At 69.4% G+C, this 14,053-nt stretch carries 14 protein-coding genes; 4 read left to right on the top strand and 10 right to left on the bottom strand.

The annotated features are described in order from the left end of the window. Nucleotides 1–19 precede the first annotated feature (19 nt). Together uraH and uraD are read right to left on the bottom strand one after the other, a co-directional pair. Nucleotides 20–346 carry a hydroxyisourate hydrolase gene (gene uraH, locus MHN80_RS06610; RefSeq protein WP_004021644.1) on the bottom strand — a complete coding sequence of 109 codons (327 nt, stop codon included), beginning with the start codon at nt 344–346 and terminating at the stop codon, nt 20–22. Further along, nucleotides 343–846 carry a 2-oxo-4-hydroxy-4-carboxy-5-ureidoimidazoline decarboxylase gene (gene uraD / locus MHN80_RS06605; protein ID WP_004021643.1) on the bottom strand — a complete coding sequence of 168 codons (504 nt, stop codon included), beginning with the start codon at nt 844–846 and terminating at the stop codon, nt 343–345. The genes uraH and uraD overlap by 4 nt, the downstream gene beginning before the upstream one ends. Before the next feature lie 51 nt (nt 847–897). On the opposite strand from uraD, the gene MHN80_RS06600 reads away from it, so the two are divergent. Next, nucleotides 898–1,482, top strand: a complete 585-nt coding sequence (locus MHN80_RS06600) for an NTP transferase domain-containing protein (protein WP_239400427.1) — start codon at nt 898–900, stop codon at nt 1,480–1,482. Nucleotides 1,483–1,612: 130 nt separating this feature from the next. Next, a complete protein-coding gene (locus MHN80_RS06595; RefSeq protein WP_239400425.1) occupies nt 1,613–2,374 on the top strand; it encodes a hypothetical protein in 762 nt (253 codons plus the stop codon). A gap of 11 nt (nt 2,375–2,385) precedes the next feature. On the opposite strand, the gene MHN80_RS06590 is transcribed toward MHN80_RS06595, so the two are convergent. The 3 genes from MHN80_RS06590 to MHN80_RS06580 are packed head-to-tail and all read right to left on the bottom strand — an operon-like array spanning nt 2,386 to nt 5,992. Beyond that, entirely contained in the window at nt 2,386–4,494 is a 2,109-nt protein-coding gene (locus tag MHN80_RS06590) for a xanthine dehydrogenase family protein molybdopterin-binding subunit (RefSeq protein WP_239400423.1), read from the bottom strand. Further along, a complete protein-coding gene (locus tag MHN80_RS06585; protein WP_239400421.1) occupies nt 4,491–5,474 on the bottom strand; it encodes a xanthine dehydrogenase family protein subunit M in 984 nt (327 codons plus the stop codon). Before MHN80_RS06585 ends, MHN80_RS06590 begins: the two co-directional genes overlap by 4 nt. Beyond that, entirely contained in the window at nt 5,471–5,992 is a 522-nt protein-coding gene (locus MHN80_RS06580; RefSeq protein WP_239400419.1) for a 2Fe-2S iron-sulfur cluster-binding protein, read from the bottom strand. The genes MHN80_RS06585 and MHN80_RS06580 overlap by 4 nt, the downstream gene beginning before the upstream one ends. Before the next feature lie 75 nt (nt 5,993–6,067). On the opposite strand from MHN80_RS06580, the gene MHN80_RS06575 reads away from it, so the two are divergent. Beyond that, nucleotides 6,068–7,378: an NAD(P)/FAD-dependent oxidoreductase gene (locus tag MHN80_RS06575; RefSeq protein WP_239400417.1), complete on the top strand. Its 1,311-nt coding sequence runs from the start codon at nt 6,068–6,070 to the stop codon at nt 7,376–7,378. Nucleotides 7,379–7,594: 216 nt separating this feature from the next. Beyond that, nucleotides 7,595–8,722 carry a nitronate monooxygenase gene (locus MHN80_RS06570; RefSeq protein WP_239400415.1) on the top strand — a complete coding sequence of 376 codons (1,128 nt, stop codon included), beginning with the start codon at nt 7,595–7,597 and terminating at the stop codon, nt 8,720–8,722. A gap of 19 nt (nt 8,723–8,741) precedes the next feature. Here MHN80_RS06570 and MHN80_RS06565 read toward each other — a convergent pair whose 3' ends face one another. The 5 genes from MHN80_RS06565 to MHN80_RS06545 are packed head-to-tail and all read right to left on the bottom strand — an operon-like array spanning nt 8,742 to nt 13,940. After that, the gene (locus MHN80_RS06565; protein ID WP_239400413.1) at nt 8,742–9,071 is read right to left on the bottom strand and encodes a rhodanese-like domain-containing protein; all 330 of its coding nucleotides are present in this window, start codon (nt 9,069–9,071) and stop codon (nt 8,742–8,744) included. Nucleotides 9,072–9,117: 46 nt separating this feature from the next. Continuing rightward, nucleotides 9,118–9,534, bottom strand: a complete 417-nt coding sequence (locus tag MHN80_RS06560; RefSeq protein ID WP_064571578.1) for a MarR family winged helix-turn-helix transcriptional regulator — start codon at nt 9,532–9,534, stop codon at nt 9,118–9,120. Nucleotides 9,535–9,582: 48 nt separating this feature from the next. Then, the gene (locus tag MHN80_RS06555; protein ID WP_239400411.1) at nt 9,583–10,977 is read right to left on the bottom strand and encodes an NAD(P)/FAD-dependent oxidoreductase; all 1,395 of its coding nucleotides are present in this window, start codon (nt 10,975–10,977) and stop codon (nt 9,583–9,585) included. 36 nt (nt 10,978–11,013) lie between these two features. Continuing rightward, entirely contained in the window at nt 11,014–12,468 is a 1,455-nt protein-coding gene (locus tag MHN80_RS06550) for an aldehyde dehydrogenase family protein (protein ID WP_239400409.1), read from the bottom strand. Between the two features lie 35 nt (nt 12,469–12,503). Next, on the bottom strand, nt 12,504–13,940 hold the full coding sequence (locus MHN80_RS06545) for an APC family permease (protein ID WP_239400407.1): 1,437 nt from the start codon (nt 13,938–13,940) through the stop codon (nt 12,504–12,506). Nucleotides 13,941–14,053: the final 113 nt, after the last annotated feature.

Raw genomic sequence — 14,053 nt, 5'->3', positions numbered from 1 at the left:
GCGGGTGCCCCGCCGCCGGTCAGCTTCCCCGATAGGTCGAATAGGCGAAGGGGCTCAACAGGATCGGCACGTGATGGTGGCGCCCGGGGTCGTCGATCTCGAAACAGATGTCGATCTCGGGATAGAAACCCTTGATGTCGTTGTCGGCGAACCAGTTGCCGGTGTCGAAGACGAGGTGGTAGATCCCCGGGACGAGGGGTTCGGTGTTCACCGTCGTGATGCGACCGTCCGAATCGGTCGTACCCGTGGACAATTGGGTTCCCGACGCGTCCTGGAGCGACACCTCGATGCCGACCGCTGGTGCCCCGGACACCGCGTCGAGGACATGTGTGGACAGACCGGTCATCTCGGGATCCCTTCGTCGGCGGTGCGCTCGGTCGACAGCATACGGAGCAGGCGGGCGCGATTGATCTTCGCCAACTCCTCGCGCAGGACACGCCGTTCGGTGGCGGCGTCGTTGGTCATCCGCTGGTGGAGGAGGGCGAGCAGCTCGTCGGCGGGACGACCGTTCGCGAAGACCAGGTACACGTGCCCGAACCGCTCCTCGTAGGCCGCGTTGCCCTTCCTCAGGTCGGCGAGCACCGACGCCGCCGAACTCGCGACGCCGGCCTGCTCTCGCGCCGACGAGGCGTTGTCCGGCCGGTCCCCGATCCGGGGGTGCCCCGCGAGCGCCTCGTCGACGTCGTCTTCGGAGAGCTCCGCCAACGTGCGGTCGGCGGAGTCGAGCAGTGCGGGTACATCGTGAAACGGCCGCGCGCGCATCATGCGCTCGATCCAGGCCGTCGAGGCGCAGCACGACCGCAACGCCGCCCGGACCTCGGCATCGTCCATCTCGTCGAGAATCATGCTGCCCAGCCTAGGAGGAGCGCGCGTGGCCGTCGCGTGGAAGATGGAGCGATGACCGACGCCGCCGCGCCCCGACGAGCTCAGCGATCGCCGGGTCGGGTGCTCGGTGTGGTGCTCGCCGCCGGCGCGGGCACCCGGTACGGGATGCCGAAGATCCTGGCGGACGACGGTCGGTGGCTCGGACACGCGGTCGCGACGCTGCGCGACGGCGGATGCGCGGAGGTGGCGGTCGCCATGGGAGCGGCGGTCGTCGAACCGCCCCCGGGCGCCGGTGCGCTGGTCGTCGAGGACTGGGCCGACGGTGTCGGCGCCTCGGTGGCGGCGGCCCTGCGGTGGGCGATGGCACGACCGGATGCGGCGGGACTGGTGGTGCACGTGGTCGACACCCCGGACAGCGGCCCGGAGATCACCGCCCGGCTGCTCGATGCGGTCGGGGCTGATCGAGCCGCGTTGGCGCGAGCGGTCTTCGAGGGCCGGCCGGGACACCCGGTGTACATCGGTGCCGACCATTTCGGGCCCGCGTTGCGCGACATCGGTGGTGACGTCGGGGCGCAGGTCTACCTCCGCTCCCGGGCGGTCACACCCGTCGAATGTGGGGATCTGTCGACGGGCGAGGACATCGACGAGAGACGCTGACCTGCGGTGAGCGTGCCCATTTCGAGACCTTCTCGTCGCCGTTCCGGTGCACGGGGATCCCGCGTGGGACATGCGTCCATGTCTAGGGTGCAGACATAGCCGGGTAACGGACCGCACTCTCTCGAAGCGGGTGATCGCCGTGGCGCACGATCGTCGTCGACGCCTCACCGCGATCATCGCCGCGCTGGTCCTGGGAACGGGGCTCGCGGCGTGCGCGGCCGGTCCCGACGTCGCCGGCCCGGCGCCCCGGCCCGTCGAGGACGCGCATCTGCCGCCCGGTGTCGACACCACCTTCCGCTGGTCCGCCTCCGGCGTCCTCGACCCGCAATCAGCCGAAGGCACCTTCGTCCGAGCCTTCACCGAGTCCTTCGAACTCGCGAATGCCGGCGGGTCCGTGCGGTGGGGTTATCCCGGGTTCGTCGAGGCCGCCCCGTCGAACATCGATCAGATGGTCACGGCCTATCCCACCGATTCGTCGACGGGTCGCGAGGTCGGCACCGCCTTCTACAGCGCGCTGCGCCGGGTCGATGACAACGGATGGGTGCGAATCGTGCTGTGCCGCCACGGATACCGATCCGTGCAGCGCGCCGGTGGGTGGACCGTCGGCTTCGACACCCCGCGGCCGGTCGAGATCGACATCCGGCGGGTCGGGGACGATCCCGCGGCCGCGACACGCGGTGGTGAACGGACCCCGGGCGCCGATGTGTTCGGCGGGTGGTTCACCTCCCGCTACGACTTCGCGGCGCTGTATCCGACCCCGACAGCGGATCAGAAGTCCTGCGCGGCACTGACTCCGGCGGGGATGCCGCACTGGCTGCCGGCGGCCGCCACCGAACCGTGGCCGTCGCTGTCGCCGTCGCCGGGATGGTCGAGCTACCCCGGCGCAGCCTGATCCCGCACGGACTACTGGTCGGGCAACCCGTCGAGCAGGTCGTCGCAGTGCACCGGGAGATCGCGGACCCGCACCCCGGTGGCGTTGTGGATCGCGTTGACCACGGCCGCGGCGCTGCCCACGATGCCGATCTCGCCCGCACCGCGTGAACCCATCGGGGTGGCGTGCTCGTCGCGGTCGTCGAGACAGATCGCGTCGACGTCGGCGATGTCGGCGTGCACCGGGATGTGGTACTCGGCGAGGTCCTGGGTGACCACGTGCCCGAAGCGGTGATCGCGAACGCTCTCCTCGTGCAACGCCATCGAGATGCCGAAGGTCATCCCGCCGATGAGCTGCGAGCGGACGGTGCGGGGATTGATGGCACGCCCGATGGAGAACACCCCGAGCATGCGCGGGATCCGGATCTCGCCGGTGTCCGCGTCGACGCGGACCTCGACGAAGTGCGCTCCGAACGAGGCCACCGTGAACTTCTCGAGATCGGGGTTGTCGGCTGCCTCCGCGCTGAGCTCGGCGCCCTCGGGCGGATCGTCGCCGAATCGCGCGCGGAACTGATGCGCGGCGGTGACGATCGCCGATCCCCAGGACGAGGTGCCCGACGAGCCGCCGGCGACGGTCGCGCTCGGGAGAGCGCTGTCGCCGATCTCGATGTCGACGACGTCGGTGGGCACCCCGAGCGCGTCGGCGGCGATGAGCAGCAGCGTCGTCCACGCGCCGGTGCCGATGTCGGTGGCGGCGATCCGCACGGAGTAGCGGCCGGACCGGTGGGTTATCGACGCCTCGTTCCCGGGCTGCACCATGTGGGGATAGGTCGATGATGCGACACCCAGTCCGATGAGGTGCCGGCCGTCGCGTCGGGACCCGGGTTCGGTGGAACGCCGGTCCCAGCCGAATCGGTCGGCGCCCTCGCGGAGACAGTCCAGGAGCCGCCTCGACGACCACGGGTTGCCCGTCTCGGGGTCCTCGGGCGGTTCGTTGCGCACGCGCAGCTCGATGGGGTCGATCCCGATCGCGTGTGCGAGTTCGTCCATCGCCACCTCGCCGGCGAACATCCCCGGCGCCTCGCCGGGCGCGCGCATCCAGAAGGGGACCGGAACGTCGAGCGGGACGACGTGGTGGTCGGTCCGGCGGTTCTCGACGGCATACATCGACCGGGAGGTGACCGCGGCCTGCTCGGCGAATTCCTTGACGTGCGCGCTGTGCGTGTGTGCTTCGTGAACCAGGGCGGTGAGGTGGCCGTCGCGGTCGGCGGCGAGTCGCAGCCGCGATCGTGTGGGCGCGCGGTGTCCGACATAGGCGAACATGTGCTGCCGGGTCACGGCGAATTTCACCGCTCGCCCGGGCAGGCTCATCGCTGCGAATGCGGCCAGCACGTCGTGGGAATGCGGGGACCCCTTGGAGCCGAATCCGCCGCCCACGTGCGGCGCGACGACTCTCATCTGATCGGGTTCGAGTCCGAGCACCGGAGCCAGCGCGGACACCACGCCCTGCGTCGACTGGGTCGAGTCGTACAGCGTCAGCGTCGACTCGGCGGGCTGCCACGTCGCCACGACGGTGTGGGGCTCCATCGGGTTGTTGTGCTCTTCCGGCGTCGAGTACCACTCGTCGATCGTGACGACGCCGGACTCGCCACGTCCCCCGGTAGCCTCGTCGAGAACACGATCCGGGTCCCCGTCCAGCGAGGTCGGCTCGAACCCGCCGTTGACCTGCTCGGGCCGGTAGCTGTCGGGGTGGTCCACGCGGAACTCGGTGTCGTGTTCGTCGTCGTCGTCGTAGGTCACGATCACGGCCGCCGCGGCCTCCCGGGCAGTCTCGGGACTCTCCGCGACGACGGCGCCGATGAGCTGGCCGCGGTAGGCGATCTCCGGTGACTGCAGGATCGTCAGGTCACCGTTCGAGGTGTCTGCCAGCCGGGGTGCGTTCTCATGGGTGAGGATCAGGAGGACGCCGGACGTCGACTCGGCTGCGGCGGTGTCGAATCCGGTCACGCGGCCACGCGCGACGGCGGCGGTGATCGGCCACAGGTACACCGCGTCGGTGAGATGTTCGTACGCGTACGGCGCTGTGCCGCGGACCTTGTCGGCGCCGTCGATCCGGGCGTGTGAGGTGCCGATGGCGGTCATCGGGTGCTCAGTTCCCGCAGGGTGGCGACCAGGGTGCGTCGTGCGAGCGGCACCTTGAATTCGTTTCCGTGCAGACCGCGCGCGTCGCCGAGTTCGGCATCGGCTGCCGCGGCGAAGAGTTCGGTCGACGGACGCTGTCCGCGCACCACGGATTCGGCGCGTTCGGCGCGCCAGGGCTTGTGGGCGACACCGCCGAGTGCGATGCGTGCCTCACCGATCACGTCACCGTCCATGCGCAGCTCGGCGGCGACGGACACGAGCGCGAAGGCGTAGGAGGCGCGGTCACGGACCTTGCGATAGGTCGACGCCGAGTCGGGCGGCGGTGGCGGCACGTCGATGGCCACGATGACGTCGCGCGGTTCGAGGACCGTGTCCCGCTCCGGATGCTCCCCCGGAAGCCGGTACAGATCGAGGATGTCCACGACGCGCTCGCCGTCGGGACCCTGCACCACCACGCGGGCGTCGAGTGCGGTCAGGGCGACGGCCATGTCCGACGGGTGGGTCGCCACGCAGGCGTCGGACGCGCCCAGGATGGCGTGGTACCGGGTGTAGCCGCCGATGGCCGAGCAACCCGAGCCCGGCGTCCGCTTGTTGCACGGCGTCGTGACGTCCTGGAAGTACACGCACCGCGTGCGTTGCAGCAGGTTGCCCGCGTTGGTCGCGAGGTTGCGCAACTGTGGTGACGCCCCCGAGAGGAGCGCGCGCGCCAACACCGGGTAGCGGCGTCGGACCAGGGGGTGGGCGGCGGTGTCGGCGTTGCGCGCGGTGCCGCCCAGACGCAGCGAACCGTCCGGCCGCTCGGTGATGCCGTCGAGCGGGAGGCGCGAGATGTCGAGCAGGGCAGGCGGATCGGCGACACCGAGCTTCATGTGGTCGACGAGGTTGGTGCCGCCGGCGATCAGCTTCGCACCGTCGTGGTCGCGCAGGAATGCGACAGCGCCGGCCACATCGGTCGCGCGGTCGTAGGTGAACGGGATCATCGATCGGCCACCTGTCGGATCGCGGCGAGAATGTTGGGGTAGGCCGCGCAGCGGCAGAGGTTGCCGCTCATCCGTTCCCGGATCTCGTCGTCGGCCAGGCCGTTCGCGTCATCGGTGGCCGCGGGGTCGAGGTCCTCGGTGACGTGGCTCGGGTGGCCCTGTTTCGCCTCGTCGAGCATGCCGACCGCCGAGCACAGCTGGCCGGGGGTGCAGTAGCCGCACTGGAAGGCGTCCTCGTCGATGAACGCCTCCTGCATCTCGTGCAGGTCGTCGCCGTCACCGAGCCCCTCGGCGGTCACGATCTCGGTGCCCTCATAGGCCACCGCGAACGACAGGCAGCTGACGATCCGGCGACCGTCGACCAGCACGGTGCACGAGCCGCACTGCCCGTGGTCGCATCCCTTCTTGGGGGAGAAGATGCCCAGGCGGTCGCGGAGGCCGTCGAGCAGGGTCGTGCGCGTGTCCACTACGACGTCGCGGAGGGCACCGTTCACGGACAGCGAGATTTTGGCTTCCACATCGCGGGGCGTACCCGACGTCCCGGGCGGTAAACACCCGCCGCAGGCGCGGGAATGTCTGGAACAATCGGCCGGGTGGCCACCCCAAGACCCAGAGTTGTCGTCATCGGCGCCGGATTCGCGGGCATGCACTGTGTCCGCCGGCTCAAGAACGAGCCGGTCGACGTCACCGTCGTCGACCGCGGAACCAGTCACTTGTTCCAACCGCTGCTGTATCAGTGCGCCACCGGGCTGCTGTCGGAAGGCGCGATCTCCAGCCCGGTCCGTCATCTGACGCGCCGGCACAAGAACCTCGACGTGGTGCTCGGCGAGGCATCGGACATCGACGTCGACGCCCGCGAGCTGACGGTCGACCGCATCGACGGATCGTCCTTCCGCCTGTCGTACGACCATCTGGTGGTCGCGGCCGGGATGCGCACCGCCTACCGCGGCAACGAGGACTTCGCCGCCCATGCACCGGGAATGAAGACCCTCGACGACGCGCTGTCCATCCGGCGCAAGATCATGGCCGCGTTCGAGATGGCCGAGACGGTCACCGACCCGGAGGAGCAGCGATCCTGGCTCACCTTCGCGGTGGCCGGCGGCGGGCCGACCGGAGTCGAGCTCGCGGGGCAGATCCGGGAGGTCGCGACGCTCGCGCTCGAGCGCGAGTTCGATGCGATCGATCCGGCGCAAGCGCGGGTGCTGCTCCTGCACGGCGGTGATCGGGTGTTGCCGTCGTTCTCCACCAAGCTGTCGGCCAGGGCCCAGCGCACACTCGACGAACTCGGGGTCGAGACCCACCTCGGCGTACACGTGACCGGTGTGGGGGAGGACCACGTCGAGACGACCCGCAAGGCCGACGGCGACAAGCAGACGTACCCCGCGCGGACGACGCTGTGGACGACCGGTGTCGAGGCCGTCCCGTTCGCGACCACGCTCGCTCGGGCGCTGGGGGCCGACCAGGACCGCGGCGGCCGGATACCGGTGGAAGCCGACCTGTCGGTCCCGGGTCACCCCGACGTCTTCGTGTGCGGTGACATGAGCGCTTACCGCGACCTCCCAGGGGTCGCCGAGGTGGCCATGCAGGGCGGCCGGCACGTCGGCGCGGTGATCGCCGAAACCGTTGCGGGACAAGCGGACCGGTCCCCGTTCAAGTACCGCGACCTCGGCACGGCGGCCTACATCGCGCGCCGGCACGCGATCGTGCAGTCGGGACCCCTGCAACTGTCGGGCTTCCTGGGCTGGGTCGCGTGGGGTGTCATCCACATCGCGTTCCTGGCGGGTGTGCGCAATCGGATGGGCACCGTGATGACCTGGGGCGCAACGCTGCTCACCGACAGTCGGCGAGAGCGCGCGATCACCTACGGCGACCCGGAGACGGCGCGGCAACCCTACGGAAGGTGACGGGATCGATTCGGCCCGCTCGCTTCGCTCCCGGCGCCGGGTTGATTCGGCCCGCTCTCGCTTCGCTCCCGGCGCCGGGTTCATCCGGCCCGCTCGCTTCGCTCCCGGCGCCGGGGGTTGATGCGGCCCGGGTTCCCGTCGAACGCTTGTCCGTGACCCCCTGGCCTGGTATTCAGAGTAGAACACGTTCTAATTCTGACCGGCGAGGAGTCCTGCATGCACACCCCGATCTGTGATGAGCTCGGTATCGAGTTCCCGATCTTCGCGTTCACCCACTGCCGCGACGTGGTGGTCGCGGTGAGCAAGGCGGGCGGATTCGGGGTGCTCGGCGCGGTCGGGTTCACCCCGGAGGAACTCGAGATCGAGCTGAACTGGATCGACGAGCACATCGGCGACCGTCCCTACGGCGTCGACATCGTCATCCCGAACAAGTACGAGGGCATGGACTCGAACATGTCGGGTGACGAGCTCACCAAGATGCTGCAGTCGATGGTCCCGGCGGAGACCCTCGACTTCGGACGCAAGCTCCTGCGTGACCACGGTGTGCCGCTCAACGAGGACAGCGACAACTCCCTGCAGCTCCTGGGCTGGACCGAGGCGACGGCCACCCCGCAGGTCGAGATCGCGCTGCAGCATCCCAAGGTCACCCTGATCGCGAACGCGCTCGGGACGCCGCCCGCCGACATGATCGAGAAGATCCAGGCCGCGGGCCGCAAGGTGGCCGCGCTCTGCGGATCGCCGAAGCAGGCGCGCAAGCACGCCGACGCAGGCGTCGACATCATCATCGCCCAGGGTGGCGAAGGCGGCGGTCACTGCGGCGAGGTGGGTTCCATCGTGCTCTGGCCGCAGGTGGTCAAAGAGGTTGCGCCGGTGCCGGTTCTGGCTGCCGGGGGCATCGGCAGCGGTGAGCAGATCGCGGCGGCCCTCGCGCTCGGTGCGCAGGGCGCGTGGAGCGGTTCGCAGTGGCTGATGGTCGAAGAGGCGGAGAACACCCCGGTCCAGCAGCAGACCTACATCGACGCCTCCAGTCGCGACACGGTGCGCAGCCGGTCGTTCACCGGCAAGCCGTGCCGGATGCTGCGCAACGACTGGACCGAGGCCTGGGAGGACCCGAAAAATCCCGATCCGTTGGGAATGCCGTTGCAGTACATGGTCTCCGGCATGGCGGTCGCGGCGACCCACAAGCACCCCGACGAGAGCATCGACGTCGCCTTCAACCCCGTCGGGCAGGTCGTCGGGCAGTTCCGCAAGGTCGAGAAGACCTCCGCGGTGATCGAACGGTGGGTCACCGAGTACATCGACGCGACGAGCAGTCTCGAGTCGTTCGCCAACGCGAACGCCTGAGCCGTCGACGGTGGCGATCTCACTCGGTGAGGTCGCCGCCGGCCGCTCGCCAGCCGATGAGGCCGCCACTCATGTTGACGGCCTCGAATCCGTTCTCCACGAGGAGGTTTGCCGCACCGGCGGATCGGATTCCGCCGGTGCAGAACGCAATGAGCAGGGTGTCCTCGGGCAGTTCGAGGCACCGCGTCGGCAGCACCTCCAGGGGCATGTGGACCGCATCCGGGATGTGGACGCGGTTCCATTCGAACTCGCGGCGGACATCGACGACGACGGCGCCCTCGGCGACCAGGCGCAGCGCCTCGGCGGCGGGCACGGTCGGGGGTCGACGGAAATAGTGACGGACTTTCACGACCTTCAGTCTAACTGAAGGTGGCTCCGTACGGCACCGCGGCGGATCAGGACTCCGAGATGGCGCGTCTCATCACGTCGCGCAGTGCCTGGGCGAGTTCGGGATCACGCGAGGTGAACTCGGCGTCGAGCCGGGTGACCGCCTCGGTGGCGCGGGTGAGCGCCTCCTCGCCCGCCGGGGTGATCCGCAACGTCGACGCGGCCCCGGCGTGGGCGGTGGCGTCGTCGACGAGGCCGGCGTCGACGAAGCCCGAGACCGCGGCGTGTGCGCTCTGCACCGTGATGCGCGACCGGCGGGCCAGTTCGCTGAAGGAGATGTCCGGTGTGCCGCGGATGTGGCCGAGCAGACCGAACTTCCGCGTCGTCAGTCCGAGGGGCTTGAGCGCGGAGCCGAGCTCGGCCTCCCACACCCGGCTGAGGGTGAGCAGGGTGACGACCGGGCTGAACGGCGGCGGCTCCGACATGGGGGCAGGCTAACAGCCACCCGGACGGCGGCTCCGGCGTCCGCGCGCTCACCGCAGTTCGGCGATCACCTTGCGTGCGGTGGTGATCCCGGATTCGATGGCGCCGTCGACCACCACGCCGTTCCAGCCCTTCGCGAAGTCGGCCCCCGCGAAGTGCAGGCGGGTGGTGGAGTCGTGGAACAGGCTCCAGCCGTTGAAGAACTGACCGGACTTGAGTGTCGCCCAGGTCTGGCCGGACCAGGGGTCGGCCACCCAGTCGTGACCGCCGCACTCGAGCACCGTCAGATCGGTGCGCCACACATCGACGGCCTTCTGTGCCGAGGCGACGTCGTCGAGGTCGATGGCGGTGTGGTCGGAGCCGAAGCCGACGAGGATGGTGGCGTCCTCGTCCTCGAGGAAGTACTCGCTGCGCAGCAGGGAGATCGGGTGCTGTCCGGGCGCTCCGGCGATCACGGAGTGGTGACCGGCGACCTTGATCCAGATCTTGAACCCCACCGAGTTGGTCCCGTCGGCGATGAGGGCGGTCTGCTCGGCCGACAGCGCGGGGCTGAAGTCGATGGTGCGCAGCGCGCCGATGGGTGCGGTGACGATCACCGCGTCCGCCGCGACGACCTCACCGGTCGCCAGTGTCACCCGGGCGCCGTGGGAATCGTGGGCCACCGAACGAACCGGTGTGCCCAGCGTGATCTCGCCACGCAGGTCGCCGGCGATCGCGTCGTAGAGGCCCCGCATCCCGTTGGTGAGCTTGAACCGCAGGGTCTGCTCGTCCATGAGAGAGCTGCGGTGATCACTCAGCGAGGCCCAGTGTTTGGCCATCAGCGGGGACGCCGTGGCCGTCGCGCCCTGATAACCGGCCGACCAGTACGAGTCGGCGAGATCGATCTCCTCGCGGGTGAAGTCACCGTTGTGCAGGCAGTCGAGGACGCTGCCCTTGTCGGCGGCCAGGAATCGTTCCCGCAGTTCGGGATCCGTGTCGGGGTCGCGGAGGATGGCGAGCGGGTCGTGCGGGTACGGGAAGAACTCGCGCGAGCCGTCGACGATGGTCTCCTGCAGCCGGGAGAGCTTGGTGTCGAGGTCGTGTTCGGTGCCGGAGTGCACGACGCCGTCGCTCACCCAGTACGCCGACTCGATGTCGGGGCTGGGGTAGATCGTCTGCGCGTAGCGGGTGATCTCGGTCCAGACGAACGGTTGCATCCAGTGCACCCACGTCGCGCCCATCTCCAGGGCATGGCCGCCCAGGCGTTCGTCGGTCCAGGCACGGCCGCCGATGCGTTCGCGTGCCTCGACGACGCGGACCTCGATGCCGGCGGCCTCGAGCTCGCGGGCCGCGGTGAGTCCGGCGAAGCCGGCGCCGATGACGAGGACAGATGGACGTGGGGATCGCCCGGAACCTGCTGCGTGCGGCGCGGATTCGTCGGCGCCGGGTAGGGGATGAGAGGACATGGCTGCTCCTGAGAACGGTGTGGGGAGGATGGGATGTCAGAGCACGACGGTGACGGTCTTGGACTCGGTGTAGGCGAGGACGCCCTCGTACCCGAGCTCGCGACCGATACCGCTCGCCTTGACCCCACCCCACGGGAGTTGCGGTGCCAGCGGTGACCATCCGTTGATGCCGATGGCCCCCGCATCGATGCGCGCGGCGGCGGTGTGGGCGCGGGTGAGGTCCGTGGTCCAGAGGGTCGCCGACAGTCCGTACTGGTTGTCGTTGGCCGATGCCAGCGCCTCGTCGTCGGTGTCGAACGGGATGACCAGGCCGACGGGTCCGAAGATCTCCTCGCGGGCGACGGTCATGTCGTTGTGCCCGGCCAGGACGGTGGGTGTCACGTAGAACCCGGCGGAGTCCGGCGCCGCACCGCCGATGACGACCTCGGCGCCCTCGTCGACGCCGGTCTCCAGCAGGGCGAGGACGCGGTCCCGCTGACGGGCGTTGACCAGCGGGCCCATCGTCGTCGACGGGTCGAACGGGTCGCCGAGAACCTGGGCCTGGGCGGCGCCGGTGAGTCCGTCGAGGATCGCGTCGTAGACCTTGCGGTGCGCGATCACCCGGGTGCCCGCCGCACAGACCTCGCCCTGGTTGAAGAACATGCCCATCGCGCACCCCTGGATGGCGGCGTCGAGGTCGGCGTCGTCGAAGACGATCTGCGGTGCCTTGCCGCCCAATTCGAGTGCGGTGCGCCGGAACGTGTCCGCGGAGTCGCGCAGGATGGTCCGACCGGTCTCGGTGGAGCCGGTGAAGGAGATCTTCTTGACCCCGGGGTGGCGGGACAGGGCGGCGCCGGCCACGCGGCCGAGGCCGGTGACCACGTTGACCGTTCCGGCCGGGAAACCGGCCTCGTCGACGAGTTCGGCCAGGCGGAGCACCGACAGCGAGGCGTCCTCGGCGGGCTTGATGACCACCGTGTTGCCGGCTGCCAGGGCGGGAGCCAGCTTCCACCCGAGGATCATCAACGGCGCGTTCCAGGGGATGATGGCCCCGACCACGCCGATCGGTTCGCGCCGGGTGTACGCGTGCGTGGGAACCGGTCCACCCAGGTAGCCGTCGTTCGCGATGAGTTCACCGTTGATCTTGTCCGCCCATCCCGCGTAGTAGCGCAGGGTCGCGATCAGGTTAGGGATCATCATCGCCGAACTCATGCCGAGCGGACGCCCCATGTCGAGCGACTCGAGCGCGGCGAGTTGTTCGATGTCGCGCTCGACGAGATCGGCGAGCCGGTTCAGCAGCAGGCCCTTGCGCGACGGTGCGAGGGCGCCCCACTCGCCGCGGAAGGCCGAATGCGCGGCGGTGACCGCGGCGTCGACGTCGGCGTCATCGGCCGATGCGAGCTCGGCAAGTGGTTGTGCCGTCGACGGATTGAGGGTCGTGACGGTGGCGTCTGCGCTGCGCCAGGTGCCACCGATGTAGAGGCCGGTGTGCAGGTTCGAGATGTCGATCATGAGAACACGCTTTCTGGGTTGGCTGGGTTGGCTGGTCAGGATGCGGACGTGGCCGGGGTGTCTCGGCGCGCCGGGTGACGCCAGCGGCCGATGCATGCGCCCACGATGAACACGGCGGCGATGACGAGCAGGAACACGATGGCGAGGACCTGTGATCCGCTGATGAGGGTGGTGAAGTTGGCGACCACGAGCGCGGTGATGCCGAGCAACCCGACGGTTCCCAAGGCCGGCGCGATCCTGGTGTGCCACAGGCGGTTGTCGGCGGTGTCCCGCCGGAACCAGACGATGATCGCGACGCTGGTGAGCACCATCAGCACCAGGATGCTGACGATCGCGACACCGGCCATCCAGGTGAACAACTGCAGCACGGGATCGGCGCCGGCCACCGCGAAGGCGCCGACCAGGATGAACGCGGTCGCCGTCTGCACCACCGAGCCGATGTGCGGCGAGCCGTGGCGATTATGCACATCCATGAGCCGACGCGGTGCGTACCCGGTCCGCGACAGCGCGAAGGTGTACCGCGCGATGGCGTTGTGGAAGGCGAGCAGTGCGGCGAACAGGCTCGTCACCAGCATCACCATCATGACGTCGGCGGCGACGCTCCCGAGGAAGGTGGTGGTGGCGATGAAGGTCAGGTTCGCCGGATCGGACTGCGCGGCGGCCTGTACTTGATCCGAGCCGAAGGCGAGCACCACCGCCCAGCTCGCCGCGGCGTAGAGGACACCGATGGTGCCCACGGCGACGTAGGTCGCGATCGGCACGGTCCGCCTCGGATTGCGGGCCTCCTCGCCGTAGATGGCCGTCGCCTCGAAGCCGACGAACGAACCGATGGCGAACATCAGCGCGATGCCGGGCGAACCCGAGAGGAAGGCCGACGGCGTGAAGGACACGACGTCGACGCCGTGCGCGCCGCCCTGCGCCAGCACCGCGACCGTCAACGCGACGATCAACGCGATCTCGGCGACGAGGAGGACACCGAGCACCTTGGCTCCGAGGTCGATGCTGCGATAGCCGAGGACGGCGACCATGGCCATCAGTACGAATGCCCACAGCCACCACGGCAGGTCGGGACCACCGAATCGGATGACGACGTCGCGCACGGTGGACGCTGCCAGGCCGTAGATCGCCGCCTGGATGGTCGTGTAGGCGAGCAAGGCAAGCGCGGCCGAGCCGACGCCGGCGCTGCGGCCGAGCCCCTTGGTGACGTAGGCGTAGAAGGCGCCGGTGTCGGTCACCGAACTGCTCATCGCCGCGTAGCCGACGCTGAACACCAGCAGGACGGCCGCGGCGATGAGGTAGGCCATCGGCGCTCCCGCGCCGTTGCCGATGGCGATCATCACGGGCAGCGAACCCGCCACCGCGGTGAGCGGCGCGGCCGCCGCGATGACCAGGAAGACGATGCCGGCAACACCGATCGAACCCCGGAGGGCCGATCGTGCGGGAGCCGACGTCGGATGGGTGGTGTCGACCATGTCGAGCTCTCCTGTCGGTTATGGTTCAACGAACGTAGAACCAAGAACTGTGATGGAGGCTACATCCGGGGTGCGCCCGCCGGAAGCCGAACGAGGGTCGGTAAAACCTTTAC

The sequence above is a fragment of the Gordonia sp. McavH-238-E genome (genome assembly GCF_022348225.1).
Taxonomy (GTDB): domain Bacteria; phylum Actinomycetota; class Actinomycetes; order Mycobacteriales; family Mycobacteriaceae; genus Gordonia; species Gordonia terrae.
Note: the sequence above shows the minus strand (reverse complement) of the source record. Positions and strands in the feature narration are given on the sequence as shown.

Excerpts from the sequence above, each read along its gene's own strand:
- uraH (WP_004021644.1), bottom strand. The coding sequence starts at position 346 with ATGACCGGTCTGTCCACACATGTCCTCGACGCGGTGTCCGGGGCACCA.
- uraD (WP_004021643.1), bottom strand. The coding sequence starts at position 846 with ATGATTCTCGACGAGATGGACGATGCCGAGGTCCGGGCGGCGTTGCGG.
- MHN80_RS06600 (WP_239400427.1), top strand. The coding sequence starts at position 898 with ATGACCGACGCCGCCGCGCCCCGACGAGCTCAGCGATCGCCGGGTCGG.
- MHN80_RS06590 (WP_239400423.1), bottom strand. The coding sequence starts at position 4,494 with ATGACCGCCATCGGCACCTCACACGCCCGGATCGACGGCGCCGACAAG.
- MHN80_RS06585 (WP_239400421.1), bottom strand. The coding sequence starts at position 5,474 with ATGATCCCGTTCACCTACGACCGCGCGACCGATGTGGCCGGCGCTGTC.
- MHN80_RS06570 (WP_239400415.1), top strand. The coding sequence starts at position 7,595 with ATGCACACCCCGATCTGTGATGAGCTCGGTATCGAGTTCCCGATCTTC.
- MHN80_RS06560 (WP_064571578.1), bottom strand. The coding sequence starts at position 9,534 with ATGTCGGAGCCGCCGCCGTTCAGCCCGGTCGTCACCCTGCTCACCCTC.
- MHN80_RS06555 (WP_239400411.1), bottom strand. The coding sequence starts at position 10,977 with ATGTCCTCTCATCCCCTACCCGGCGCCGACGAATCCGCGCCGCACGCA.
- MHN80_RS06550 (WP_239400409.1), bottom strand. The coding sequence starts at position 12,468 with ATGATCGACATCTCGAACCTGCACACCGGCCTCTACATCGGTGGCACC.
- MHN80_RS06545 (WP_239400407.1), bottom strand. The coding sequence starts at position 13,940 with ATGGTCGACACCACCCATCCGACGTCGGCTCCCGCACGATCGGCCCTC.